Source organism: Herbaspirillum sp. 3R11, assembly GCF_004563925.1.
Taxonomy (GTDB): domain Bacteria; phylum Pseudomonadota; class Gammaproteobacteria; order Burkholderiales; family Burkholderiaceae_D; genus Herbaspirillum.
This window is the reverse complement of record NZ_SPNJ01000004.1, coordinates 219,407-244,399: the sequence shown is the minus strand read 5'-3', so window position 1 is coordinate 244,399 and position 24,993 is coordinate 219,407. Positions and strand designations below refer to the sequence as shown.

Here is a 24,993-nt window from a genome sequence, read left to right as displayed (position 1 = left end):
GTTCTGTCGGGCGGCAATTCTTGTCGCTTCGGCAATATGTTGTCGCCGCTGCGCTGCAAGACCGATTCTTGTTGGGGCGCAGGACCAATCGCGCTAAAATAGCGCCCTTCCCCAGCAACCACACGACCGCACCGTCCAACGACCTGTGAATATCGGCCCGCATTCCCTGCGCAATAACGTTTTCGTCGCTCCGATGGCTGGTGTGACGGATCGGCCTTTCCGCCAGTTGTGCAAGCAACTGGGGGCGGGTTACGCCGTGTCGGAAATGGCGGCCTCGGATCCGCGCCTGTGGCAAAGCGAGAAGACCTCGCGCCGTACCAACCACGACGGCGAGATGGAGCCGAAGGCAGTGCAGATCGCCGGCGCCGATCCCGCCATGTTGGCCGATTGCGCCAAACACAATGTCGATCGCGGCGCGCAGATCATCGACATCAACATGGGTTGTCCGGTCAAGAAGGTGTGCAACAGCTGGTGCGGTTCGGCCCTGTTGCAGAACGAAAAGCTGGTGGGGCAGATTCTCGACGCGGTCGTCAATGCGGTCGATGTGCCGGTAACGCTGAAATTCCGCACCGGCTGGAATCGTGAAAACAAGAACGCCCTGGCCATCGCCGCCATGGCCGAACAAAGCGGCATCGCCATGCTGACGCTGCACGGCCGCACACGCGCCGACGGCTACAGCGGCGAAGCCGAGTACGAAACGATTGCCGCCGTCAAGGCGGCCGTGAAGATCCCGGTGGTCGCCAACGGCGACATCACCACGCCCGAGCGCGCAAAACACGTGCTGGCGGTGACCGGCGCCGACGCCGTCATGATCGGCCGCGCGGCGCAGGGACGGCCGTGGATCTTCCGTGAAATCGACCACTTCCTGCGCACCGGCACGCATCTGCCGGCGCCGATGGTGGCCGAAGTGCAGGAACTGATGCTGGAACATCTGCAGGCGCACTACGCGTTTTACGGCGAGTATCTCGGCGTACGCACGGCGCGCAAGCACATCGGATGGTATGTCCGCGATCTGCCGGAGGGGGAACAATTCCGGCAACGCATGAACCGCCTCGAGGATTGCCAGCTGCAATGGAACGCAGTGCGCGATTTCTTTGAATCGCAGGCGGCATATGGCGAGCGGTTACAATACGGGATTGCCGGAGAGGCGCTGGCAGCGTAGCTGCAGGCGGGTTCGAAGGCTTAGAGCAGCCAACAAAACGTCGATGGCAAGGCGCGCCGACGAAGACAGTACGAAAGTACGGCTAGGAGAAGCAACGCCGCCAGCGGCGTTTTGTTGGCTGCTCTTATTGATCAACACTAAAAAGAACAGAAGTAGCACGTAATGAGTAAAGAAAGTATCGAGGATGTCGTCAGGAAGAGCCTTGACAAGTATTTCAAGGACCTGGGCGAGCAGCTGCCATCGAATGTCTATGACATGGTTGTTTTGACGGTCGAGAAACCGATCTTCGAAGCAGTGATGGCGCGCGCCGACGGCAATCAGTCGCAAGCTGCAGAAATTCTCGGCATCAATCGCAATACCCTGCGCAAGAAATTGCAGCAGCACGGCTTGCTGTAACACTTGCACGCGGCGGTACGCCTGAAAGCGTATCGCCGGCTACATCCACACCGTCACCGAATTCCTTCATCCACGCAGTTCTTCTCCTCCTTCATGCCATCATGATCAAACAAGCACTCATTTCCGTTTCCGACAAAGCCGGCGTGCTCGACTTTGCGCGCGCGCTGTCCGCCCTGGGCGTCAACATCCTGTCCACCGGCGGCACCGCCAAGCTGCTGGCCGACAACGGCGTCAAGGTGACCGAAGTCGCCGACTACACCGGTTTCCCGGAAATGCTGGACGGCCGCGTCAAGACGCTGCATCCGAAAGTGCATGGCGGCATCCTGGCGCGCCGCGATTTTCCTGAGCACGTGGCCGCGCTGGACAAGCACGGCATCCCGACCATCGACATGGTGGTGGTGAACCTGTATCCGTTCCAGCAGACCATCGCCAAGGAAGAGTGCTCGCTGGAAGACGCGATCGAAAACATCGACATCGGCGGCCCGGCCATGCTGCGTTCGTCGGCGAAGAACCACAAGGACGTGGTCGTCATCTGCGACCCGACCGACTACGCCGGTGTGCTGGCCGATCTGCAGGCAAGCGGCGACCTGCCGTACGAAAAGCGCTTTGCGCTGGCCAAGAAAGTGTTCGCCCACACCGCGCAATACGACGGCGCCATCACCAACTATTTCACCTCGCTGGGCGAAGACAAGCAGCACGCCACGCGCAGCGCGTATCCGGAAACCCTGAACCTGCACTTCGAAAAAGTGCAGGACATGCGTTACGGCGAGAACCCGCATCAATCCGCCGCCTTCTACCGCGACGTCAAGAAGATCGACGGCGCACTGGCCAGCTACACCCAGCTGCAAGGCAAGGAACTGTCGTTCAACAACATCGCTGACGCCGATGCGGCGTGGGAATGCGTGAAGACCTTCGATGCCGCCGACACCACCGCCTGCGTCATCATCAAGCACGCCAATCCGTGCGGCGTGGCGGTCGGCGCCAATCCGCTCGAGGCTTACAGCAAAGCCCTGCAGACCGATCCGACCTCGGCCTTCGGCGGCATCATCGCCTTTAATCGCGAGCTCGACGGCGCCGCCGCCGAAGCAGTCGCCAAGCAATTCGTCGAAGTGCTGATCGCGCCGTCCTTCAGCGCCGAAGCAAAGAAGATTTTCGCCGTCAAGCAAAACGTCCGTCTGCTGGAAATCCCGCTCGGCAATGGTTTGAATGCGTATGACTTCAAGCGCGTCGGCGGCGGTCTGCTGGTGCAATCACCGGACGCGAAGAACGTGCTGCCGGCCGACGTCAAGGTCGTCAGCAAGAAGCAGCCGACACCACAACAATTGCAAGACCTGATGTTCGCGTGGCGTGTCGCCAAGTTCGTCAAGTCCAACGCGATTGTCTTCTGCGGCAACGGCATGACGCTGGGCGTCGGCGCCGGCCAGATGAGCCGTATCGACTCCGCCCGTATCGCGTCGATCAAGGCGCAGAACGCCGGCCTGACACTGGCCGGCTCGGCAGTGGCGTCGGATGCGTTCTTCCCGTTCCGCGACGGTCTGGACGTGGTGGTGGATGCAGGTGCAACTTGTGTGATCCATCCGGGCGGCTCGATGCGCGATCAGGAAGTGATCGATGCAGCCAACGAGCGCGACGTCGTGATGCTGCTGACCGGTACGCGTCACTTCCGTCACTGATCTGCAGCTGAGCGTTCCTTGACGCTGTAACACCGCATCCAAGCCCGGCACGTGCCGGGCTTGTTGTTTTTTGCGGAGGATACGGTCCGATGTTGTCATTGATGCAATTCTTCGGCGGATAATGAGAGATCACTTTCTCTCGTTGGAGGCTGCCGATGATCCGTCCGTTTCCGTCGTTTCGCAGCAGGCGTCCTCGTTGTCCGGCGTGGCGCATCGGCGTGCTTCTGCAGCTGTTCTGGTCCGGAGTCGGCCTGGTTCCTGTGCCGGGTTTGGCGCAGGAGGCCAAGGTTTTTATCGGCTTTCTGGCACCCCTCAGCGGCTCCAATCAAGCGCGCGGCGTCAGCATGATCAATGGCGCGCAACTGGCGATCGAAGAGCTGAACAAGAAAGTCGTCAAGGCCAACAACGCCAGGGTGGTCTTTGAACTGGTTCCGCAAGACGATCGTTTCGACGCCAACGCCGGCAAGCTGGCGACTGATTATCTGCTGAAGAAAAATCCCGCGGCGCTCATCTGCCACAGTTCGACGGTCTGCATCGCCACCGCAGAACAGGTCCACGCGGCGCGCCTTCCGCACATCTCGGTCGGCGCCACCAACCACAAATTCACGCAGCTCGGCTACGACAACACGTTTCGCATGTTCGGCCACAGCGAACAGGGCGGCATTCTTTTCGGGCACTATGTGTACGGCGACCTCAAGGTTGATCGCATGGCGGTGATCGACGACAAGACGCCGTCGGGCATGGCCATGGCGGATCAGTTCAGCGAAGGCTTCCGGAAAGCCGGCGGGCTCTTGCTTGGCCGCTATTCGGTCAGCGACAAGACCTCCGATTTCAACCAGGCGCTGGCCGATATCAAGGAGAGCAGGGCGGATGCGATATTCTGGGGCGGCACGCATCTGCAGGCCGCCAACATGATCGCGAGCGCCAAGCGGCTGGGCGTGAAGACGCGCTTCCTGAATGCAATGAACGGCATGAACAACCAGAACTTCCTGAATCAGGTCAACGGCGCCGGCAATATTTTTACGCTGGAGTCCGACCAGCAACGAGATAAACTGCCGGGATGGAAGAACTTTGAAAAGAGCTATGTTGCGCGATTTTCTTCATCCTATATCGACGTCAGCAGCTTGCGCGCCTATGATGCGGTGCTGATGGTGGGCGAAGCGATCCGGCTGGGAAATTCCGCCGATCCACGCAAGCTGATCGACACGCTGCATGCGGAAAAATTCAAGGGACTGACCGGCGTCATTTCATTTGACCGGGAAGGCAATCTGAATGATCCGGTGTTTACCGTATATGAAGCGCAGGGCGGCGACTGGAAAATAGTGAAGGTGGTCAAGGGGCGTTGATTGTCGGCCGTCCCGGATCTTCTTCTGAAACGATTAACTCACATTGTGTCTGCATGAAAATTATCGGCATCGACCCCGGCTTGCGCACCACCGGCTTTGGCGTGATCCACAAGCAGGGCAGCAAGCTCACCTATATCGCTTCCGGCACCATCAAGACGCCGGATGGCGATTTGCCGCAGCGGCTCAAGGTCATCCTGGCCAGCGTTGGTGAGGTCATCCAGACGTACGCGCCCGATTGCGCGGCAATCGAAAAAGTCTTCGTCAACGTCAATCCGCAATCCACCTTGTTGCTCGGCCAGGCCCGCGGCGCGGCGATCTGTGCGCTGGTGCAGGCCGATCTGCAAGTGGCGGAATACACCGCGCTGCAGGTCAAGCAGGCCGTCGCCGGTCACGGCAAGGCGCAGAAGCAGCAGGTGCAGGATATGGTGCAGCGCTTGCTGGCGCTGCCGGGTTTGCCGGGCACCGATGCGGCCGATGCGCTCGGTGTGGCGATCTGCCATGCGCACAGCGGCGAGATTCTCAACGCACTTGGCGGACTGGCGCCGGAGCTGGCCAAGAAAGGCCTGCGCATGCGTGGCGGTCGTCTGGTCGGTTAATTTTTCCTGAAGATATTCAGTACGCGTTTCACCACCGTCACCAGCAGCAACACCACCGCGCCGGCAATCACGCCGAATACCGCATCCAGTACCGACGGCGCCAATACCGACAACAAGCCGCCGATGGCCGGCAGCGCCGCCAGAGGTGCGCTGACGTCGGCGATCCAGTGATGCACCGGCGCCAAGCCGTGCGTCAGGATCCCGCCGCCGACCATGAACATCGCCACCGTGCCGATCACGGTCAGGCTCTTCATCATGTAAGGCGCCGCCACCAGGATGGCGCGACCGATACGCTGTGCGAATTTGCCACCGGTACGCAGCAGGTACAGGCCGCCGTCGTCGATCTTGACGATGCCGGCGACCACGCCGTAGACGCCGACCGTCATGATCAGCGCGATGCCGACCAATACCGTGATCTGCTGCTGCAACGGCGCGCCGGCGACCGTGCCCAGCGTGATGGCGATGATTTCCGCCGACAGGATGAAGTCGGTGCGGACGGCGCCCTTGATCTTGTCCTGTTCGCTTTCCGCGGCTTCGGGTTGGGCTGCAGCGGCGTCGTGATGTTCTTCTTCGTGCGGCAGATACTTGTGCGCCAGCTTCTCGAAGCCCTCAAAGCACAGGAAGGCGCCGCCCAGCATCAGCAGTGGCGTCACCGCCCACGGCGCGAAGGCGCTGATCGCCAGCGCGGCCGGCACCAGGATCGCCTTGTTCTTCAGCGAGCCCACCGCCACCGCCCACACCACCGGCAGTTCGCGGTCGGCGTTGACGCCGGACACCTGCTGCGCATTGAGCGCCAGATCGTCGCCGAGCACGCCGGCGGTCTTCTTGGCGGCGACCTTGGTCATGGCGGAGACGTCGTCGAGGATGCCGGCGATGTCGTCGATCAATGCGAAAAAGCTGCTGCCTGCCATGGGATCCTTGCGTGGTTGTTGGTGCGTGAAGGCCAGACGATAGCCCGGCAAGGCGCTTCAAGGCAAGCGCAGAGGCTGCCATGGCGGATTCATATACTGTTTATCCGAACAGTACTGTATCATTCGATAATCCTTTTTCGACTCACCTTTCGATACCTGCCCATCATGATCGGTCGCCTCTCCGGAATCCTGCTCGAAAAAAATCCCCCGCAATTGCTGGTCGACTGCAACGGCGTCGGATATGAAGTCGGCGTGCCGATGAGCACCTTCTACAATTTGCCCGGCCTCGGCGAAAAAGTGGTGTTGCTGACCCACCTGGCGATCCGTGAAGACGCCCACGTGCTGTTCGGCTTCGGCAGCGCCGAAGAACGCAACACCTTCAAGGAGCTGATCAAGATTTCCGGCGTCGGCGCGCGCACGGCGCTGTCGATTCTGTCCGGCATGTCGGTCAGCGACCTGGCGCAAGCCGTGACGCTGCAAGAAGCCGGCCGTCTCACCAAAGTCCCCGGCATCGGCAAGAAGACCGCCGAACGCCTGCTGCTCGAACTCAAGGGCAAGCTCGGCGCCGACCTCGGTGTGGTCGGCGGCGCGGTGCGCCACGATGCCACTTCGGATATCCTCAATGCCTTGCTGGCGCTCGGTTATTCCGACAAGGAAGCGACCCTGGCGCTGAAGCAGGTGCCGGCCGACGCCAGCGTCTCCGACGGCATCAAGCACGCGCTGAAAGCATTGTCCAAAGCCTGAACACGTAAATCATGAGCATCCAGACCGACGACTTTTCCGAACAACGCATCATCGCCGCCACGCCGGCTTCGGCCAACGAGGAGGCAATCGAACGCGCGCTGCGGCCCAAGCAGCTCGACGAATACGTCGGCCAGGAAAAAGTGCGCGGCCAGCTCGAGATCTTCATCTCGGCGGCGCGCCAGCGCGGCGAAGCGCTCGATCACACCTTGCTGTTCGGTCCACCGGGTCTCGGCAAGACCACCATGGCGCACATCATCGCGCGCGAAATGGGCGTCAACCTGCGCCAGACTTCCGGCCCGGTGCTGGAGCGCGCGGGCGACCTTGCGGCGCTGCTGACCAATCTCGAAGCCAACGACGTGTTGTTCATCGACGAGATCCACCGGCTGTCGCCGGTGGTGGAAGAAATCCTCTATCCCGCGCTCGAGGACTACCAGATCGACATCATGATCGGCGAAGGCCCGGCGGCGCGTTCGGTGCGCCTCGACCTGCAACCGTTCACGCTGGTCGGCGCCACCACGCGCGCCGGCATGCTGACCAATCCGCTGCGCGACCGCTTCGGCATCGTCGCACGCCTGGAGTTCTACACCCCGCCCGAACTGGCGCGCATCGTCACGCGCAGCGCCGGCCTCCTGAATGCGCCCATCGTCGAAGAAGGCGCGCTGGAAATCGCCAAGCGCAGCCGCGGCACGCCGCGCATCGCCAATCGTCTGCTGCGTCGCGTGCGCGACTATGCGGAAGTGAAAGGCAATGGCCGGATCACGCAAGCCATGGCCGACGCCGCACTGGTGATGCTCGACGTTGATCCGGTCGGCTTTGACGTGATGGACCGCAAGCTGCTTGAAGCGGTGCTGTTCAAATTCAACGGCGGCCCGGTCGGACTCGACAACCTCGCCGCTGCAATCGGTGAAGAGCGCGACACCATCGAAGACGTGCTGGAGCCTTACCTGATCCAGCAAGGCTATCTGCAACGCACGCCGCGCGGCCGCGTGGCGACGCCGCTGGCGTATACCCACTTCGGCGTGACGGCGCCGCGCACCGGTCCCAACGGCGATCTTTGGGCCGGTTGATTTCCTTGTGCAAAAGAGTGTACTGGCGGGCTCGCCAATACACTCTTCCACCATTCGCCGTATCACGTCTGTTTGCCGGTAACAGCTGTTGAATTGCGTCAACTTTCGCTCACACTGACATTGGCCTGACCATTTGGCCGGACGATTGCCGCGCCGGAAAAGTGTCTCGTCATCTCGTCAATTCATTAGAAATTTGCCAAGAATTTCATGTGATCTTCTTGTGATTTCTTTATTTTCACTTGTGCAAAAATTAATCGTCATCGACAATGGATAGCTAATCACTATCTTTGTGGGCGAGCCTCTCATGCTTATGTCGAGCCAAGCCAGTCGGTACGCGCATCAACTCCTCGATGCCCGCGCAAACACACGCCTGCTGCCGCTCCTGTCCTCTTCCGAACCGTTGTCCGTTGACGATGCTTACGACATCGCGCGTCGCATCATCGACATTCGCGTGGCCCAGGGTGAACAACCGATCGGCCGCAAGATCGGCTTCACCGTGCACAAGACCTGGGACAAATACGGCGTCACCGATGACGCGCGCATTCCGATCTGGGCGCACATCTACGACTCCACGGTGCGCTACGCCGAGGACAACCATGGCAAGCAATGCCTGAAGGGCGCGTTGCAGCCTCGTATCGAGCCGGAAATCGTCTTCAAGCTCGGGCAGGCGCCATCGCCGGACGCGACCATCGACGAACTGGCCGAGTGCATCGAATGGATGGCGCACGGTTTCGAGATCGTCGCCTGTCCCTTCGCCAACTGGGAATTCACGGTGGCCGATTCGATTGCTGCCTTCGGCCTGCACGGCACGCTCATCATCGGCGAGCCGCACGTACTGTCGTCGGCCACGCGCCATAACCTGCCGCAGATCCTGGCCAGCGCCAGCGTCTCGCTGTCGAGCAGCACCGACAGCAACGGCCGGCTGCGCGCCGCCGGGTTCTTCAACGACGAAGCCGACAGTCCTTTGCATGCGCTGTGGCATTTGCATCAGTTGCTCAAGACTCAGCCGCAATTCGCACCGCTGCAGGCCGGCGAAATCATTACCACCGGCACCTGGACCGATGCCTATCCGGTGGAAGCCGGACAGACCTGGATCACGGCGTTTTCCGGCGTCGCATTGCAGGGACTGACGGTGTCGTTTGTCTGATTTTCTGTCCGGCTGCACACAGGTTCGACAGGTGAGTCATGCACATCTGGGTTGATGCCGACGCCTGTCCGGGCGTCATCAAGGACATGCTGTTCCGTGTCGCCGATCGCACCGAGATCATGGTGACGCTGGTGGCCAACCGGCACCTGCGCACACCGCCTTCACGCTTTATCAAATCGATCGTGGTTCCGGCCGGCTTTGACGTCGCCGACAAGGAAATCGTCAAGCTCGCAGCAGCCGGCGACCTCGTGATCACGGCCGACATTCCGCTCGCCGCCGAAGTCGTCGCCAACGGTGTCGCCGTGCTCAATCCACGCGGCGAGATGTACACCGTCGACAATATCCAGCAGCATCTGACGATGCGCAATTTCATGGAAGAACTGCGCGGCAGCGGTGTCGAAACCGGTGGACCGGCAGCATTCAGTCAGGCTGACGGCCGCGCCTTTGCACGCCAGCTCGACCGCTTCGTCGCCCAGCACAAACCGGCGCCTTGACGCGCGATTCTATTTGCCGGTGAAGACCCGCAGCGGCACCCATCCCTTGCGCTCATAACTGTAGAGCGTATATCCCGGCTTGAGCAGCGCGCCATTGACATCGAAGGCGATGTTGGCGCTGACGCCGCTGTATCTGATCTCGTGCAGCGCATCGACGATCTTGCCGCGATCCAGCGAGTTGGCCTTCTTCGTCGCAGCCGCCAGCAAGTGCACGCTGTCGTAGGAGTACACCGCGAACGGAATCATCGCGCCGCCGAAGCGCTCGGCGTACTTCTTTTGCAACGCCGCCATGCCGGGACGTTTGTCCAGCGGCGTGCTGGGCACGATGGCGAGAATGGTGCTGTCGATATCGGTGGCGTTTTTCAGAAAAACAGGCGATATCACGCTACCGGTCAGCAGCAATTTTGCCGGCAGGCGAAAGCGTTGGAGGTTGCGCGCCAACACATCGCTTTGCATCACGCGGCCGCTGAAGAAAATCAGGTCCGCCTGCGCATCCCGCGCTTTTTGCAGCGGCTGGTTGAAGTCGGATGTATTGCCGCTGATCGACATGCGCTGAATGATTTCGCCGTCGGCGGCTTTCGCATGATTGGAAAAATAGTCCGCCATGCTGGTGCCGAGAAAGCCGCCGTCATCGAGCACCAGCACACGTTTCAGTTTCTGTTCCCCGACCAGGTAATCGGCTGCCAGCGCGAGTCCGACGTCATCGCTGCCGATGATCTGGAAGGCGGTCTTGTAAGATTTTTGCGTGAAACTGCGACTCCACGAAAACGGTGATATCTGCGCCAGTCCCGCTGTGTGGTAAATGGGCGCGGCGGCGATCGTCGTCGGACTGTTCCAATGGCCGATGACGCCGATCACCTTGCTGCTGACGAGCGCGCGCGCGATGAACTCGCTGATGCGCGGGTCGGCTTTGTCATCCTGCTCCAGCAACTCGAAGACGACGACGCGACCGCCGATGATGGGATTACTCTTGTTGATTTCCTCGATGGCCAGCAGTGCGGCATTGCGGCCCTGGCGCGCAGGGACTTCCGCCAGCGGTGCTGCGAAACCTATTGTCACGACGATCGGCGGAGTTTCGGTTGTACCCGCCCAGGACAGTGTGGACAACAGCAGCAAAAGAAAAGCAGTGAAACGACAGGAAGTCGACATACGTCCCCCGGTGCAAAGTGATGCGTTTCGCGCGCCGATGTGCGCTCGTGTCTCCGGTTCAGGCTGGCGGCCTGAATACCTTGCGTACCGTCCAATGAGCTTTTTCGGTCTGGTGCAAGGTGTAAGTCGGACTCTTGAGGGTGCCATCGGGACGGAAAGAGATGGTGCCGGTGAGTCCTGCGTGGTTGACCCCGTACAAGCCTGCGATGATGCTCTGGCGATCCAGGCTGTCGGCTTTCCTGATGGCGGCAATCAGCGTGTTGACGGAGTCATAGGCAAACATCGCGAACGGCGCAGGTGCGCGCGTGAAGTTCGCCATGTAGCGTTTCCTGAAGGCTTGTATCTTGCTGCCGTCGGCGGGCGGTCCGGGAACGATGGCATAGAGATCTTCATCGCTGTGGTTGATGCCTGCGAGGAAGTCCGTCGACACTACCGGCCCCGTCATCATCAGGCTGGCGGAGACGCCCATGCGTTTGAGGTTGCGTGCAATCGCCGCGCTTTGTGCGCTGCGGCCCGTGAACAGGATCATGTCCGGACGAATGGTTTTCGCGATCTGCAGCTGCGGATTGAAGTCCGAAGTCTGGGTGCTGACCGATTGGCGCGAAGTGGCGATGCCGGCGGCTTTGGCATATTTCTCGAATGAGTCCGCCATGGAAACGCCCAGCGGCGCCTTGTCGTCGATCACCATCACCAGCCGTGGATGCACGTGCCCCGACAGATAGCCGACTGCATACGCCATTGCCATGTCATCGCTGCCCACACCCTGAAAATGACTGCTGCCCGGCGCCAGCGTAAAGCGCCTGCTCCACGCAATCGGCGCCAGCTGCGCAATGCCGGCGTCGGCATAGATCGGCGCGACGGCAATGCTGGTGCTGCTGGTCCAGTGACCGACGACCGCGACCACGCTGGTCTTGGCCAGGTAGCGCGCGATCTGTTCGGCGGTGCGCGGATCGGCTTTGTCGTTTTGCAGCAGCAACTTGAAAGTGACGGCCGCACCTCCGATGCGTATCGACGCGGCATTGGCTTCGTCAATCGCCATCTGTGCAGCGCCGGCGCCGCTGGAGGCCTCGGCGTCGTCCATCGGCGCGACATAGCCGATCAGGACTTCACGATCAGGGTCCTGGGCCAGTGCAGGGAACGCACGGGAGAGGAAAATCGCTGCGACCGACAAGCACAGCAAGATGGAGCGTCGCGACGAGTGCATGGGTATTTCCCTCCCCCGAGAGAACATTCGAAAACGTGACGGATCACCGGCGTCGAATGTGATGCGCAAGTTTGGCCGGAAAAATTCCAGTCCTCTTGTTTTGTTATTCTCAGGCTAACAATTTCGCAGGCAATGGGCAACACGAAAGAAGGCAGGTGTTGCGCAAGCTGTCTATTTCCAAATGGGAAAAGCAGATGAGAAATTCCAGACGGGAAATGTGTGCGGGAGGAAAGGTGGAACAGGAAGTAAAACAGGATGCATCGCAAGCTTCGCTCGCGATGCATCGCGGCAAGAATTTTTACTCTTCGCGCACCCAGGTTTGCGTGCGACCCAGCATCGGCATGCCGATATAGCCGCGCACGTTGAGTTTCTTGCCGTCTTCGACGACGGTCAGCTTGCTCTTGTACAGCTTGCCGTTGGCCGGATCAAGAATCTGGCCGCCGTTGTATTCGTCGCCGTCTTTCTTCAGGCCGGAGAGGATGGTCATACCGACAATGGGCTGGTCTTTCAGCGCGCCTTCGCATTTCACGCACTTGGGATTCTGATCTTCTTCGGCGGGGCGGAAGAGCTTCTCGATCTTGCCCTTGAGCTCGCCGTCGCTTTCGGTGATGCGGATCAAGGCCTTGGGCTGGCCGGTGGCGTCGTCGATGTTTTTCCACAGGCCGACAGGCGAGCCGTCGGCGGCCCAGGCGGTTGCGGTGCTTAGTGCGCTCAGGGCCAACAGGGCGCTGCTCAGAATGATGCGAGTGTTCATGATGTCTCCGTCCATTGGTGAAACTGGTGGTTTAAATAAAAGCACGATTGTTCTAATTTTATCCGGCTAGTGTAGACAAGCCGACGGCGTCCGGCAAGCATTAAAAAGATGGCGGCAGGGCAATAAAAAAGCCGCCGCCCTTTGCAGGACGGCGGCTGATCGGAAGCTGGTCGGGCCGGCTTATTTCATCAAGCTATTTCAACTTACTTTAACTTCGCCAGTTGCTCTTCCAGTTTCGCCAGCGTGGTGCTGAAGTTGGCGAGGCGCTCTTTCTCTTGCGCCACGACCGCTTCCGGGGCACGCGCCACGAAGCTCTCGTTGGACAGCTTGGCATTGGCCTTGACGATCTCGCCGCTGATGCGGGTGATCTCCTTGGCCATGCGTTCGCGTTCCGCCGCGATATCGATTTCCACCTTCAGCATCAACTTCAGATCGCCGACGATGGCGACCGGCGCCGGCGACTCCGGCAATTGCGTCACGACTTGCGTTTCGCTCAGCTTCACCAGCGATTGCAGATACGGGAGGAAGGAGTTCACCGCTTCCGCATTCGCGGTCTCAATGATCAGCGGCACGCGCAGCGCCGGCGACAATTGCATCTCGCCGCGCAGGTTGCGGCAAGCGTCGGTCAGCGTCTTCAACTGTGTCATCCATGCTTCGGCATCCACGTCGATCTTTTCCAGATCGGCTTGCGGATACGGTTGACGCATGATGGAGTCGCCGGCCGGGTCGAGCTTCTTGTCGGTCAGCGGCGCCACGCTTTGCCACAGAGCTTCGGTGATGAAAGGCAGCACCGGATGCGCCAAACGCAGCACGCCTTCCAGCACGCGCAGCAGGGTGCGGCGTGTCGCGCGTTGTTGCGCTTCGTTGCCGTTCTGAATCTGCGATTTGGCCATTTCCAGATACCAGTCGCAGTACTCGTCCCACACGAACTTGTAGATGGCGGAAGCGATGTTGTCGAAGCGGTAGTCGGCGAAACCCTTTTCGACTTCGGCTTCGGTGCGCTGCATCAACGACACGATCCAGCGGTCGGCTTGCGAGAACTGCAGCTGTTCCTTGTTGCATTCGCCCTTGACGTGACCGTCGAAACCGCAGTCCTGGCCTTCGGTGTTCATCAGCACAAAGCGGGTGGCGTTCCACAGCTTGTTGCAGAAGTTGCGATAGCCTTCACAGCGGCCGAGGTCGAAGTTGATGTTGCGGCCCAGCGTCGCCAGCGAGGCGAACGTGAAGCGCAGCGCATCGGTGCCGAAGGCCGGGATGCCGTCGGCGAATTCCTTGCGGGTCGCCTTTTCAATACTGGCGGCCTGCTTCGGGTTCATCAGGCCGACGGTGCGCTTGGCGACCAGTTCATCCACGCCGATGCCGTCGATCAGATCGATCGGGTCGAGCGTGTTGCCCTTGGACTTGGACATCTTCTGGCCGCTGGCGTCGCGCACCAGACCATGCACGTAGACGGTATTGAACGGCACCTGGCCGGTGAAGTGCGTGGTCATCATGACCATGCGCGCCACCCAGAAGAAGATGATGTCGAAGCCGGTCACCAGCACCGACGACGGCAGGAACAGTTTGTAGTCCGGCGTTTCTTCCGGCCAGCCCAGTGTCGAGAACGGCACCAGCGCGGACGAGAACCAGGTGTCGAGCACGTCGTTGTCGCGCGTTACGGTCTTGCCGCCGGCTTGCGCCTGGGCTTCCGCTTCAGTGCGCGCCACGTAGACCTTGCCGTCTTCGTCGTACCACGCCGGGATCTGATGGCCCCACCACAGTTGGCGCGAGATACACCAGTCCTGGATGTTGTTGAGCCACTGGTTGTAGGTGTTGTTCCAGTTTTCCGGAATCAGCTTGATCTCGCCGTTGGCGACTTTTTCCAGCGCCACTTCGGCAATCGACTTGCCCGGGAAGTAAGTGCCTTCCGGCGCCGGCTTGCTCATGGCGACGAACCATTGGTCGGTCAGCATCGGCTCGATCACGACGCCGGTGCGGTCGCCGCGCGGCACCATCAGCTTGTGCGGCTTGACCAGTTCCAGCAGGCCTTGCGCATCGAGGTCGGCAACCATCTGCTTGCGCGCCTCGAAGCGATCCAGACCCTGATATTTGGCCGGGCCGTTTTCATTGATCTTGGCGTCCAGCGTCAGGATGCTGATTTTCTCCAGGTTGTGGCGTGCGCCGACCTGATAATCGTTGAAGTCGTGCGCAGGCGTGATCTTCACGCAGCCGGTGCCGAATTCCTTGTCGACGTATTCGTCCTTGATGATCGGGATTTCGCGGTCGGTCAGCGGCAGCTTGAGCATCTTGCCGACCAGGTGCGCATAACGCTCGTCGGTCGGATCGACGGCCACGGCGACGTCGCCCAGCAGTGTTTCCGGACGCGTCGTCGCCACCGTGATGTGACCGCTGCCGTCGACCAATGGATAGCGGATATGCCACATCGAGCCGTCTTCTTCTTCCGACACCACTTCCAGGTCGGACACCGCCGTGCCCAGCACCGGATCCCAGTTGACCAGGCGCTTGCCGCGATAGATCAGGCCTTGCTCGAACAGGCGCACGAAGACTTCCGTGACGGCGTTCGACATCTTCGGATCCATCGTGAAGTACTCGCGGTCCCAGTCGGTCGAGGCGCCCATGCGGCGCATCTGGCCGGTGATGGTCGAGCCGGATTTCTCCTTCCACTCCCACACCTTCTCGACGAACTTCTCACGGCCGAGGTCATGGCGCGAAATCTTTTGCGCATCGAGCTGGCGCTCCACCACGATCTGCGTGGCGATGCCGGCGTGGTCGGTGCCCGGGATCCAGGCGGTGTTGAAACCGCGCATGCGATGGTAGCGGGTCAGGCCGTCCATGATGGTCTGATTGAAGGCGTGGCCCATGTGCAGCGTGCCGGTCACATTCGGCGGCGGCAGCTGGATGCTGAACGACGGCTTTTCGGGCGCGGTGGTGGCGGCGAAATATCCGCGCTTTTCCCACTCCTCGCGCCAGAATTTTTCGATATCGGCAGGCTCGAACGACTTGGCTAATTCCATGATTTGACGTGTGTTTTTGCGAAACCGATCATTATAAAGGAGTCGCCGCCCAAACAGGCTTTCAGCCCGAAATTGTGGTTTCGAAAACAGAGGGAAAATTGTTGTTTGGCAATATCTTGCAGCCGCGGGCACATGTCCTTGCGCGCATGACAAGTAGTGGAAATTAGTGATGCCGCTCCAAAATTATTGGAGTAGAATCCGGCCCACGACGTTTGAAACCGAACGTAGTAAGAGAAACAAATGCTAGGGGTCCTGAATGCCAATGAACGCAAGTTCGGCAAACGGGTGAGAAATACCCTTGAACCTGATCTGGGTAATGCCAGCGAAGGGAAGCGCCGGAACTACCGTATTGCATTGCCTCTTCAGCACGCAACTGGTCTCTTTCCGAATCCTCCTTTGCTGGCTCCAAGCCAAGTAATTTCAAGCAAAGGAGCCAAAATGAACGCCAATCCAAAATTCCTCTCCGCTACCGCCACGGTAGACGAAGCAGCCGTCCAGCCTTTACCGAATTCCCGCAAGATCTACGTCACCGGTTCGCGCCCTGATATCCGCGTGCCGATGCGCCAGATCAGCCAGTCCGACACGCCGGCCATGTTCGGCTCGGAAAAGAATCCGCCGATCTACGTCTATGACACCTCTGGTCCGTACACGGATCCGGACGCCAAAATCGACATCCGCAATGGTCTGGAGACGCCGCGCCTGCCGTGGATTCTGGAGCGCAACGATACCGATGAACTGGACGGTCCGAGTTCCGAATACGGCCAGCAGCGCCTGAACGATCCGGCGCTGGCCGAGCTGCGCTTCAACTTGCATCGCAAGCCGCGCCGCGCCAAAGAAGGCGGGAATGTCTCGCAGATGCACTACGCGCGCAAAGGCATCATCACGCCGGAGATGGAATACATCGCCATCCGCGAAAACCTGCGCCGCCAGGAATACCTGGAAGAGCTGAAAGCCTCCGGCCCGATGGGCAACAAACTGGCTGACCTGATGGGCCGCCAGCATCCGGGGCAATCTTTCGGCGCTTCTATCCCCGCCATGATCACACCGGAATTCGTGCGCGACGAAGTCGCCCGCGGCCGCGCCATCATCCCTGCCAACATCAATCACCCGGAAGTCGAACCGATGATCATCGGCCGCAACTTCCTGGTGAAGATCAACGCCAACATCGGCAACTCGGCCGTGACCTCGTCGATAGGCGAAGAAGTCGAAAAGATGACCTGGGCCATCCGCTGGGGCGGCGACAACGTCATGGACCTGTCGACCGGCAAGAACATCCACGAAACACGTGAATGGATCATTCGCAATTCGCCGGTGCCGATCGGCACCGTGCCGATCTATCAGGCGCTGGAAAAGGTCAACGGCAAGGCTGAAGACCTGACCTGGGAAATCTTCCGCGACACCCTGATCGAGCAGGCCGAGCAAGGCGTCGACTACTTCACCATCCACGCCGGCGTGCGCCTGCAATACGTGCCGCTGACCGCCAAACGCATGACGGGCATCGTCTCGCGCGGCGGCTCGATCATGGCCAAGTGGTGCCTGGCGCATCACAAGGAATCCTTCCTGTACGAACACTTCGAAGACATCTGCGAAATCATGAAGGCCTACGACGTCAGCTTCAGCCTCGGCGACGGCTTGCGTCCGGGTTCGATCTATGACGCCAACGACGAAGCGCAACTGGGTGAGCTGAAGACCCTGGGCGAGCTGACCAAGATCGCGTGGAAGCACGACGTGCAGGTCATGATCGAAGGTCCCGGCCACGTGCCGATGCACCTGATCAAGGAAAACATGGACCTGCAACTGGAGCAATGCCACGAAGCGCCGTTCTACACGCTGGGCCCCTTGACCACTGACATCGCACCGGGCTACGACCACATCACTTCCGGCATCGGCGCCGCGCAGATCGGCTGGTACGGCACCGCGATGCTGTGCTACGTCACGCCGAAGGAACATCTGGGTTTGCCGAACAAGGTCGACGTCAAGGACGGCATCATCACTTACAAGATCGCTGCGCATGCCGCCGATCTGGCCAAGGGCCATCCGGGCGCGCAGATCCGCGACAACGCGCTGTCGAAGGCGCGCTTCGAATTCCGCTGGGAAGACCAGTTCAACATCGGTCTCGACCCGGACAAAGCACGCGAATTCCATGACGAAACCTTGCCCAAGGATTCAGCCAAGGTGGCGCATTTCTGCTCCATGTGCGGCCCGCATTTCTGCTCGATGAAGATCACGCAGGAAGTGCGCGAATACGCCGCCAAGGAAGGCATCTCTGAAATCGCGGCGCTCAAGAAGGGCATGGAAGTGAAGTCGGTGGAGTTCGTGAAGATGGGCGCCGAGATTTATTCCAAGACCTGAGCGTTGCGGTGAATGCGATGCAGATTGAATTGAATGGCAAGCCGCATGCAATCGCTGACGGGGCGGATCTGGCGCAGCTGATTGCTGCGCTGGAGCTGACCGGCAAGGCCGTCGCGGTCGCCGTGAACCGGCAAGTGGTGCCGTCGCAGCTCTGGGCCGGACGCGTGCTGGCCGATGCGGACCGCGTCGACGTGGTCCGCGCCATCGGCGGCGGCTAAAACCTGAAAGGAATTGACATGAACATGAACGACACTCCTGCGCTGACTGCGGACGCGGGACTGACGATTGCAGGAAAAACCTACAACTCCCGCCTGCTGGTCGGCAGCGGCAAGTACAAGGATCTCAACGAAACCCGCGAAGCCACCGAGGCCAGCGGCGCCGACATCATCACCGTGGCGATTCGCCGCGTGAACATCGGTCAGGATCCGAATGCGCCGAGTCTGCTCGACGTGGTGCCGCCTTCGCGCTACACCATCCTGCCGAATACGGCCGGCTGCTACAACGCCGAAGATGCGGTTTACACGCTGCAACTGGCGCGCGAATTGTTGAACGGCCACAAGCTGGTCAAGCTGGAAGTACTGGGCGACGAGAAGACCCTGTTCCCGAACATGCCGGAGACCCTGAAGGCCGCTGCGACACTGGTCAAGGACGGCTTCGACGTGATGGTGTATTGCAGCGACGATCCCATCCAGGCGCGCATGCTGGAAGACATCGGCGTGGTGGCGGTGATGCCGCTGGCGTCGCTGATCGGCTCCGGCATGGGCATCCTGAATCCGTGGAACCTGTCGCTGATCATCGAACAGTCGAAGATTCCGGTGCTGGTCGATGCCGGCGTCGGTACGGCTTCGGACGCCGCGATTGCAATGGAGCTTGGTTGCGACGGCGTGCTGATGAATACCGCGATTGCCGGTGCGCGCGATCCGATCCGCATGGCGCGGGCGATGAAATTGGCGGTGGAAGCCGGTCGTGAAGCCTTCCTCGCCGGTCGTGTGCCGAAGCGCTTTGCGGCGTCGCCATCGTCGCCGATGGCGGGCCGGGTCGTCTGAGCCAGGTCATGTCTTCGTATCGTTCGTCGCCGCCTTGCGTGCTGGTATTTTCCGGTTCCGACCCCAGCGGCGGCGCCGGCATGCAGGCGGATATTCCTGCCATCAGCGCGCTCGGCTGCCATCCGCTGTCGGTGCCGACCGCGTTGACGGTGCAGGACAACGTCAGCGTGTTCGCCGTACATCCGCTCGATGCGGAATTGATTCGCCATCAGGCGCAGGTGCTGATTGATCGTTTCGACATCCGGGCCGTCAAGCTCGGCATCGCCGGCAACCGCCGCAATGCCGAGACGATTGCAGACCTGATTTTGCAATTGCGCGCACGCCGGCCGGATTTGCCGGTGGTGTTCGATCCGGTGCTGGCCAACGGCAAGGGCGATCAGTTGTCGACCGACGATGCGGCGCTGGCGATTGAATCTTTATATGCGGTCGCCACCGTCATCACGCCCAATCTCAACGAAGCCAACCGGCTGTGCGGCAGCGAGCATGCGCCGGAACGGCAGGCCGCGATCCTGATGCAGCGCGGTTGCGAGAACGTATTGCTCAAGGGTGGCCACGGTCCGCAGCATCAGGATGTGGTCAATCGCTGGTTCGGCCCCGACGGCGCCTTTGCGTCGTGGAGCTGGCCGCGCCTTCAGGATGAATTCCATGGCAGCGGTTGCACACTGGCGGCAGCTTTGTCGGCGCAGCTGGCGCAAGGTCTCGGCATGCGCGACGCCATCGAAGCGGCGCAGAGGTACTGCCAGCATGCGCTGGAAACTTCCTACGCGATCGCGGACGGACAGCGCATTCCCAATCGCGTGCCGTTATTTTTCGGAGAAAAGAAATGAGTGAAGCCAGACAATGGTCCCTGCACGGTCTGTACATCGTGACCCCCGACTGGGATGACACGGACAAGCTGGTCGGCGCGACCGAACAGGCGATCAAAGGCGGCGCGACGCTGGTGCAGTACCGCCACAAGACCGCCGATGCAGCGCTGCGCAAAGAGCAGGCGAGTGCGCTGCTGCAAGTCTGCCGTCGCCACAATACGCCGTTCATCATCAACGACTACGTTGACCTTTGCATCGAACTCGACGCCGAAGGCATCCACGTCGGCGGCACCGACGCCTCGGTGGCCGAGGTGCGCGCGCAAGTCGGCAAGGACAAGATCGTCGGCGCCTCGTGCTACGGCACCTTGCAACTGGCGCGCGACGCGCATGTGGCCGGTGCGACCTACGTGGCGTTCGGTGGCTTCTATCCGTCGCGCGTGAAGAAATACGACTTCAAGACCGCGCCGGAAATCGTCGCCGAGTCGAAGAAGGAAATCCCCTTGCCGGTGGTCGTCATCGGCGGCATGACGCAGGAAAATTGCCTGCCGCTGATTGCGCAGGGCACCGACATGGTGGCCGCCATCAGCAGCGTCTACATGACCGATGATCCGGAAGCGGCGGCACGCCGGTTTGCCGACTTGTTCTGAACGCACACTTGCAGAAATGAAAAATGCCGCTGCATCGTTATGATGTCAGCGGCATTTTTTCATGCGCGGAAGATGCCGGAGATCAGCTTTCCAGCAAGCTGCGAAGCATCCATGCATTCTTTTCATGCAGCTGCATGCGCTGGGTCAGCAAGTCGGCGGTCGGTTCATCGGCGGCTGCGTCAACTGCCGGGAACATCGAACGCGCGGTGCGGGTAACGGCTTCCTGGCCGGCCACCAGTTGACGGATCATTTCGTCGGCGGCAGGTACGCCTTCGGCTTCAGGGATCGACGACAGCTTGGCGAATTCCTTGTACGAACCCGGCGCCGGATAGCCCAGTGCGCGGATGCGTTCGGCGATCAGGTCGACGGCCAGCGCCAGTTCGGTGTACTGACCTTCGAACATCAGGTGCAGCGTGTTGAACATCGGGCCGGTGACGTTCCAGTGGAAATTGTGGGTCTTCAGGTAGAGCGTGTAGGAATCGGCCAGCAGCTTGCTGAGGCCGTCCGCAATCTTCTTGCGATCCTTGTCGTTGATGCCGATGTTGATTGCTGCGACGTTTTTCTTTGCCATTGTTTCGCTCCTTGGTGTGATGGAATGCAACGCTGCGATTTTATGTCAAAACCACAAGCTCATGAATAACACTTGGGGATGATAGCCCTCATCACAAGGCGTTAGCTGGCGTTGTCTGTTTTGTAATTTTGTGCGCGGCGATACAGCGACAAGGTCAGCGCTACGGCGCACAGCGCCCCGATGGCGGCAAACAAAAACACCTCTTCATAACCGAACTGCCCCACGATCAGTCCCGCCAGCGGACCGGTGATGCCCAGCGCCAGATCCAGGAACACCGAATATGCGCCGAGCGCCGCGCCGCGATTGGGCGCCGGCACCAGGCCGACCGCTTCCACGCCCAGCGACGGAAACACCAGCGCAAAGCCGAAGCCGGCCAGTGCTGCGCCGAGCATGGCGACTTCAGCAGAGCCGGCCAGCCACAAGATGCTCAGGCCGACCGCTTCGACGATGAAGGACGCAATCGCCACCTTGAAGCCGCCGAAGCGATTGATGGCATTGGCGAACAGCAGGCGCGAGCCGATGAAGCAGCCGCCGAACAGCGTCAGCGAGAAGGCCGCGTTGGACCATTGATGGCTGGCGTAATACAAGGTGATGAAGGTGGCGATGGCGCCGAAGCCGACCGTGCCGAGCGCCAGGCCGATGCCGTAGGGCAGCACGCGGTTGAGCACCAGGCGGAAGGCCAGGCGTTCGCCGCGCACGACAGGTACGGCAGGGCGGCGGCGCGCGATCACGTAACCGATCAGCGGCAATGCCAGCGCCAGGAAGCCGATGGCGGCGAAGCCGCCCACGTGCAGCAGCGCCACGCCCAGCGGCGCGCCGATGGCCAGCGCGCCATAGGTGGCGATGCCGTTCCACGAAATCATGCGCGCGGTGTGCGTCGCGCCGATGCGGCCGATGCCCCAGATGATGGAGCCGGTGCCGGCCAGGCTCTCGCCGATGCCGAGGCAGAAGCGGCTGACCAGGACCATGGACAGGCTGAGCCAGGGCAATTCAGCCGACCACGCCGCCAGCACCAGGAAGGCGCCGCTGGCGACGCAGGCCAGCATGCCGCGCATGACGGTTTTCTTCGGGCCGATGGTGTCGACCATGCGGCCGGCCTGGGCGCGCGTGATGAAGGTCGAGAGATATTGCACGCTGATCGACAGGCCCGCGATGAACGAGCTGTAACCGAGATCCAGGTGGACATAGCCGGGCAGCACCGCGAGCGGGATACCGATGGTCATGTAGGCCAGGAAGGTGAATAGCACCGTCGACAGGATCTGGGCCATGACGGCGGTTTGGGAATGGGGTTGTGCAGGCGTGACGGCAGACGCGCATTCGGCGGCGGCGGGAGCGGGGCGTAGTGCTTCTTTGGACATGATAGGGAAAAGAGAGAATGCAACCGGCCTCAATGCCATGTTGCAGTGCAGAATTTTACGCCGTTTGGCGGAAACCTGCAGGCGGCGCGGGAGATCGCCCGATTGGCGAGAGCAAACGGGACAGGAATATGCAGGCCGCGCGCGTCCCTAATGACGCGCGGACGTATAATCGCGGGATGCAAAATCTTCTTCACAATCTCAACGCCGAGCAGCTTGCCGCCGTCACCCTTCCCGCACAATCCGCACTGATCCTGGCCGGCGCCGGCTCGGGCAAGACGCGCGTGCTGACCACGCGCATCGCGTGGCTGATCCAGACCGGGCAAGTGTCGCCGTCGGGCATCCTGGCGGTGACGTTTACCAACAAGGCGGCCAAGGAAATGACGGCGCGCCTGTCGGCGATGATGCCGATCAACACGCGCGGCATGTGGATCGGCACCTTCCATGGCTTGTGCAACCGCCTGTTGCGCGCGCATCACCGCGACGCCGCCTTGCCGCAGACCTTCCAGATCCTCGACTCGCAGGATCAGTTGTCGGCCATCAAGCGCCTGCTCAAGCAGATGAACGTCGACGACGAGAAGTATCCGCCGCGCAACCTGATGTACTTCATCAACGGCGCCAAGGACCAGGGCCTGCGCGCCAAGGACGTCGAGGCGCATGACGATTACAACCGCAAGTTCGTCGAGCTCTACGATCTGTACGACCAGCAATGCCAGCGCGAAGGCGTGGTCGATTTTGCCGAACTGCTGCTGCGCACGTATGAGCTGCTGTCGCGCAACCAGCCGCTGCGCGAGCATTACCAGCGTCGCTTCCGCCATGTGCTGGTGGACGAGTTCCAGGATACCAACGACCTGCAATACAAATGGCTCAAGATCATGTCCGGCCAGGGCCAGGTCGACAGCGGCGCGGTGTTTGCGGTGGGCGACGATGACCAGAGCATCTACGCGTTCCGCGGCGCCAACGTCGGCAACATGACGTCGTTCGAGCGCGAGTTCCGCGTGCAGAACCTGATCAAGCTGGAGCAGAACTATCGCTCGCACGGCCACATTCTCGACGCGGCCAATATCCTGATCGCCAACAACAGCAAGCGCCTCGGCAAGAACCTGCGCACCGACGCCGGCCATGGCGAGCAGGTGCGCGTGTTTGAATCCAGCAGCGATCTGCAGGAAGCGCAATGGATCATCGAACAGGTCAAGAACCTGATCGCCGAAGGCTGGGCGCGCAGCGAGATCGCCTTGCTGTATCGCTCCAATGCGCAGTCGCGGGTGCTGGAGCATGCCTTGTTCTCATCGGCGATTCCGTATCGCGTGTACGGCGGCCAGCGCTTCTTCGAGCGCGCCGAGGTCAAGCATGCGATCGCCTACCTGCAATTGATGGACAACCTGAACAACGATTCGGCGTTCCTGCGCGTGGTGAACTTCCCTACGCGCGGCATCGGCGCCAAGGCGCTGGAGCAATTGCAGGACGCCGCGCGCCAGTACAACTGCTCGCTGTATGCGGCGGTGCCTTATGTTGCCGGCAAGGCCGGCTCGACGCTCAACGGTTTCATCAAGCTGATCGAAGCCGCGCGTTTTGAAACGCAGAATCTGCCCTTGCAGGAAATGGTGCAGGTGGTGCTCGACAGCAGCGGTTTGCTGACGCACTATCGCAACGAAAAAGAAGGCGCAGACCGCATCGAGAATCTGGAGCAAATCGTCAGCGCGGCGACCTTGTTCGTTTCGGAAGAAGGTTATGGCCTCGATGCGCCGGCCTTCCTCGGGCCGCAGGCGCAAGCCGTTGCTGGTACGTCCATCACCACTGCGGATGGTATCGAGATCATCGACGCCGACGCCGCGCTGACGACCATCATGTCGCCGCTGTCGGCTTTCCTTTCGCACGCGTCGCTGGAAGCCGGCGACAACCAGGCGCAGGCCGGGCAGGACGCATTGCAACTGATGACGGTGCACTCGGCCAAGGGCTTGGAGTTCGACGCGGTGTTCATCACCGGTCTGGAAGAAGGCTTGTTCCCGCATGAGAACAGCGCCAAGGAAGAGGGCGGCGTGGAAGAAGAACGCCGCCTCATGTACGTCGCCATCACGCGCGCGCGCAAGCGTTTGTACATGAGCTTTTCGCAGACACGCATGTTGCATGGCCAGACGCGCTACAACATGCGCTCACGCTTCTTTGATGAATTGCCGGACGAATCGATCAAGTGGTTGTCGCCGAAGATTCAGCAGCAACAGCATAGCTGGTTTGCTCAGCCGAAATCGGCTTGGGATGCTGCGCCTGAGTCAGGTAATAACAAAATTGCGCAGAATTTTTCGCGGCCGGATTCGGGGTGGCGGATTGGGCAGAACGTGGCGCATGCCAAGTTTGGTGAGGGTGTGATCGTCAATATCGAAGGTGGGGGCGGGAGTACGCGGGCGCATATCAACTTCGGGAAGTTTGGGATGAAGTTGTTGGATTTGAGTGTGGCTAAGCTGGATAAGGTTGGCTGAGCGTCTTGTCGGTTGTTTCGACTTTGGTTCGTCGGTAGCTAATTCTGTTTGCTCTTCGGACGACCGTGGTTGCCGGGTGCGG

22 protein-coding genes and 1 riboswitch are annotated in these 24,993 nt (G+C 60.7%); of the genes, 15 read left to right on the top strand and 7 right to left on the bottom strand.

Going from position 1 to position 24,993, the window contains the following annotated elements; genetic code table 11:
• Window positions 1-145 precede the first annotated feature (145 nt).
• From dusB to ruvC, 5 genes are all read left to right on the top strand, one after another.
• Complete coding sequence (dusB, locus tag E4P32_RS18040) at window positions 146-1,162, top strand: tRNA dihydrouridine synthase DusB (protein WP_116436587.1); 1,017 nt, start codon at window positions 146-148, stop codon at window positions 1,160-1,162.
• A gap of 162 nt (window positions 1,163-1,324) precedes the next feature.
• Window positions 1,325-1,558 (top strand): Fis family transcriptional regulator, encoded by a 234-nt coding sequence (locus tag E4P32_RS18035; protein ID WP_007883354.1) that lies wholly within the window; start codon window positions 1,325-1,327, stop codon window positions 1,556-1,558.
• A gap of 101 nt (window positions 1,559-1,659) precedes the next feature.
• Window positions 1,660-3,231 carry a bifunctional phosphoribosylaminoimidazolecarboxamide formyltransferase/IMP cyclohydrolase gene (gene purH, locus E4P32_RS18030; RefSeq protein WP_116436586.1) on the top strand — a complete coding sequence of 524 codons (1,572 nt, stop codon included), beginning with the start codon at window positions 1,660-1,662 and terminating at the stop codon, window positions 3,229-3,231.
• A 218-nt stretch (window positions 3,232-3,449) separates the two neighbouring features.
• Complete coding sequence (locus E4P32_RS18025; protein WP_158559761.1) at window positions 3,450-4,577, top strand: branched-chain amino acid ABC transporter substrate-binding protein; 1,128 nt, start codon at window positions 3,450-3,452, stop codon at window positions 4,575-4,577.
• 53 nt (window positions 4,578-4,630) lie between these two features.
• Window positions 4,631-5,173 (top strand): crossover junction endodeoxyribonuclease RuvC, encoded by a 543-nt coding sequence (gene ruvC, locus E4P32_RS18020; protein WP_116436584.1) that lies wholly within the window; start codon window positions 4,631-4,633, stop codon window positions 5,171-5,173.
• Here the strand turns inward: ruvC and E4P32_RS18015 are convergent.
• Complete coding sequence (locus E4P32_RS18015) at window positions 5,170-6,084, bottom strand: DUF808 domain-containing protein (protein ID WP_116436655.1); 915 nt, start codon at window positions 6,082-6,084, stop codon at window positions 5,170-5,172. The two genes, ruvC and E4P32_RS18015, sit on opposite strands and share 4 nt — an antisense overlap.
• Window positions 6,085-6,249: 165 nt before the next feature.
• Between E4P32_RS18015 and ruvA the strand changes: the two genes are divergently transcribed.
• The 4 genes from ruvA (at window position 6,250) to E4P32_RS17995 (ending at window position 9,536) form a co-directional block, all read left to right on the top strand.
• Window positions 6,250-6,828, top strand: coding sequence for a Holliday junction branch migration protein RuvA (gene ruvA / locus E4P32_RS18010; protein WP_116436583.1), 579 nt, complete (start codon window positions 6,250-6,252; stop codon window positions 6,826-6,828).
• A gap of 11 nt (window positions 6,829-6,839) precedes the next feature.
• The gene (gene ruvB, locus E4P32_RS18005; RefSeq protein ID WP_016834290.1) at window positions 6,840-7,895 is read left to right on the top strand and encodes a Holliday junction branch migration DNA helicase RuvB; all 1,056 of its coding nucleotides are present in this window, start codon (window positions 6,840-6,842) and stop codon (window positions 7,893-7,895) included.
• Window positions 7,896-8,199: 304 nt separating this feature from the next.
• Window positions 8,200-9,042, top strand: a complete 843-nt coding sequence (locus E4P32_RS18000) for a fumarylacetoacetate hydrolase family protein (RefSeq protein ID WP_199525701.1) — start codon at window positions 8,200-8,202, stop codon at window positions 9,040-9,042.
• A gap of 38 nt (window positions 9,043-9,080) precedes the next feature.
• Window positions 9,081-9,536 carry a YaiI/YqxD family protein gene (locus E4P32_RS17995; RefSeq protein WP_116436581.1) on the top strand — a complete coding sequence of 152 codons (456 nt, stop codon included), beginning with the start codon at window positions 9,081-9,083 and terminating at the stop codon, window positions 9,534-9,536.
• Between the two features lie 9 nt (window positions 9,537-9,545).
• Here the strand turns inward: E4P32_RS17995 and E4P32_RS17990 are convergent, their stop codons facing one another.
• The 4 genes from E4P32_RS17990 to E4P32_RS17975 all read right to left on the bottom strand — a co-directional run bounded on the left by E4P32_RS17990 (window position 9,546) and on the right by E4P32_RS17975 (window position 15,657).
• Window positions 9,546-10,595: a branched-chain amino acid ABC transporter substrate-binding protein gene (locus E4P32_RS17990; RefSeq protein ID WP_233526772.1), complete on the bottom strand. Its 1,050-nt coding sequence runs from the start codon at window positions 10,593-10,595 to the stop codon at window positions 9,546-9,548.
• 148 nt (window positions 10,596-10,743) lie between these two features.
• Complete coding sequence (locus E4P32_RS17985) at window positions 10,744-11,889, bottom strand: branched-chain amino acid ABC transporter substrate-binding protein (protein WP_116436580.1); 1,146 nt, start codon at window positions 11,887-11,889, stop codon at window positions 10,744-10,746.
• A gap of 298 nt (window positions 11,890-12,187) precedes the next feature.
• Entirely contained in the window at window positions 12,188-12,643 is a 456-nt protein-coding gene (locus tag E4P32_RS17980) for a DUF2147 domain-containing protein (RefSeq protein ID WP_116436579.1), read from the bottom strand.
• A gap of 203 nt (window positions 12,644-12,846) precedes the next feature.
• On the bottom strand, window positions 12,847-15,657 hold the full coding sequence (locus E4P32_RS17975; protein WP_116436578.1) for a valine--tRNA ligase: 2,811 nt from the start codon (window positions 15,655-15,657) through the stop codon (window positions 12,847-12,849).
• Window positions 15,658-15,892: 235 nt separating this feature from the next.
• Window positions 15,893-16,005: riboswitch (TPP riboswitch) on the top strand.
• Window positions 16,006-16,095: 90 nt separating this feature from the next.
• On the opposite strand from E4P32_RS17975, the gene thiC reads away from it, so the two are divergent.
• Genes thiC through thiE form a run of 5 tightly spaced genes read left to right on the top strand, consistent with a single transcriptional unit; the run spans window position 16,096 to window position 20,508 of the window.
• Window positions 16,096-18,009: a phosphomethylpyrimidine synthase ThiC gene (gene thiC / locus E4P32_RS17970; RefSeq protein WP_116436577.1), complete on the top strand. Its 1,914-nt coding sequence runs from the start codon at window positions 16,096-16,098 to the stop codon at window positions 18,007-18,009.
• A 17-nt stretch (window positions 18,010-18,026) separates the two neighbouring features.
• A complete protein-coding gene (gene thiS / locus E4P32_RS17965) occupies window positions 18,027-18,227 on the top strand; it encodes a sulfur carrier protein ThiS (protein WP_116436576.1) in 201 nt (66 codons plus the stop codon).
• 18 nt (window positions 18,228-18,245) lie between these two features.
• Window positions 18,246-19,055: a thiazole synthase gene (locus E4P32_RS17960; RefSeq protein ID WP_116436575.1), complete on the top strand. Its 810-nt coding sequence runs from the start codon at window positions 18,246-18,248 to the stop codon at window positions 19,053-19,055.
• An 8-nt stretch (window positions 19,056-19,063) separates the two neighbouring features.
• On the top strand, window positions 19,064-19,882 hold the full coding sequence (locus tag E4P32_RS17955; RefSeq protein WP_116436574.1) for a hydroxymethylpyrimidine/phosphomethylpyrimidine kinase: 819 nt from the start codon (window positions 19,064-19,066) through the stop codon (window positions 19,880-19,882).
• The gene (gene thiE, locus E4P32_RS17950) at window positions 19,879-20,508 is read left to right on the top strand and encodes a thiamine phosphate synthase (protein ID WP_116436573.1); all 630 of its coding nucleotides are present in this window, start codon (window positions 19,879-19,881) and stop codon (window positions 20,506-20,508) included. The genes E4P32_RS17955 and thiE overlap by 4 nt, the downstream gene beginning before the upstream one ends.
• 82 nt (window positions 20,509-20,590) lie before the next feature.
• On the opposite strand, the gene E4P32_RS17945 is transcribed toward thiE, so the two are convergent.
• Together E4P32_RS17945 and E4P32_RS17940 are read right to left on the bottom strand one after the other, a co-directional pair.
• A complete protein-coding gene (locus tag E4P32_RS17945; RefSeq protein ID WP_116436572.1) occupies window positions 20,591-21,079 on the bottom strand; it encodes a Dps family protein in 489 nt (162 codons plus the stop codon).
• A gap of 101 nt (window positions 21,080-21,180) precedes the next feature.
• Entirely contained in the window at window positions 21,181-22,437 is a 1,257-nt protein-coding gene (locus tag E4P32_RS17940; protein ID WP_116436571.1) for an MFS transporter, read from the bottom strand.
• 176 nt (window positions 22,438-22,613) lie between these two features.
• Between E4P32_RS17940 and E4P32_RS17935 the strand changes: the two genes are divergently transcribed.
• The gene (locus E4P32_RS17935) at window positions 22,614-24,911 is read left to right on the top strand and encodes a UvrD-helicase domain-containing protein (protein ID WP_116436653.1); all 2,298 of its coding nucleotides are present in this window, start codon (window positions 22,614-22,616) and stop codon (window positions 24,909-24,911) included.
• Window positions 24,912-24,993 lie beyond the last annotated feature (82 nt).

Excerpts from the sequence above, each read along its gene's own strand:
- E4P32_RS17980 (WP_116436579.1), bottom strand. The coding sequence starts at position 12,643 with ATGAACACTCGCATCATTCTGAGCAGCGCCCTGTTGGCCCTGAGCGCA.
- E4P32_RS17960 (WP_116436575.1), top strand. The coding sequence starts at position 18,246 with ATGAACATGAACGACACTCCTGCGCTGACTGCGGACGCGGGACTGACG.
- thiE (WP_116436573.1), top strand. The coding sequence starts at position 19,879 with ATGAGTGAAGCCAGACAATGGTCCCTGCACGGTCTGTACATCGTGACC.
- ruvC (WP_116436584.1), top strand. The coding sequence starts at position 4,631 with ATGAAAATTATCGGCATCGACCCCGGCTTGCGCACCACCGGCTTTGGC.
- ruvB (WP_016834290.1), top strand. The coding sequence starts at position 6,840 with ATGAGCATCCAGACCGACGACTTTTCCGAACAACGCATCATCGCCGCC.
- E4P32_RS18000 (WP_199525701.1), top strand. The coding sequence starts at position 8,200 with ATGCTTATGTCGAGCCAAGCCAGTCGGTACGCGCATCAACTCCTCGAT.
- E4P32_RS17995 (WP_116436581.1), top strand. The coding sequence starts at position 9,081 with ATGCACATCTGGGTTGATGCCGACGCCTGTCCGGGCGTCATCAAGGAC.
- purH (WP_116436586.1), top strand. The coding sequence starts at position 1,660 with ATGATCAAACAAGCACTCATTTCCGTTTCCGACAAAGCCGGCGTGCTC.
- thiC (WP_116436577.1), top strand. The coding sequence starts at position 16,096 with ATGAACGCCAATCCAAAATTCCTCTCCGCTACCGCCACGGTAGACGAA.
- E4P32_RS18015 (WP_116436655.1), bottom strand. The coding sequence starts at position 6,084 with ATGGCAGGCAGCAGCTTTTTCGCATTGATCGACGACATCGCCGGCATC.
- E4P32_RS17955 (WP_116436574.1), top strand. The coding sequence starts at position 19,064 with ATGTCTTCGTATCGTTCGTCGCCGCCTTGCGTGCTGGTATTTTCCGGT.
- E4P32_RS18035 (WP_007883354.1), top strand. The coding sequence starts at position 1,325 with ATGAGTAAAGAAAGTATCGAGGATGTCGTCAGGAAGAGCCTTGACAAG.
- E4P32_RS17975 (WP_116436578.1), bottom strand. The coding sequence starts at position 15,657 with ATGGAATTAGCCAAGTCGTTCGAGCCTGCCGATATCGAAAAATTCTGG.
- E4P32_RS17985 (WP_116436580.1), bottom strand. The coding sequence starts at position 11,889 with ATGCACTCGTCGCGACGCTCCATCTTGCTGTGCTTGTCGGTCGCAGCG.
- E4P32_RS17940 (WP_116436571.1), bottom strand. The coding sequence starts at position 22,437 with ATGTCCAAAGAAGCACTACGCCCCGCTCCCGCCGCCGCCGAATGCGCG.
- ruvA (WP_116436583.1), top strand. The coding sequence starts at position 6,250 with ATGATCGGTCGCCTCTCCGGAATCCTGCTCGAAAAAAATCCCCCGCAA.
- E4P32_RS17935 (WP_116436653.1), top strand. The coding sequence starts at position 22,614 with ATGCAAAATCTTCTTCACAATCTCAACGCCGAGCAGCTTGCCGCCGTC.
- E4P32_RS17945 (WP_116436572.1), bottom strand. The coding sequence starts at position 21,079 with ATGGCAAAGAAAAACGTCGCAGCAATCAACATCGGCATCAACGACAAG.
- thiS (WP_116436576.1), top strand. The coding sequence starts at position 18,027 with ATGCAGATTGAATTGAATGGCAAGCCGCATGCAATCGCTGACGGGGCG.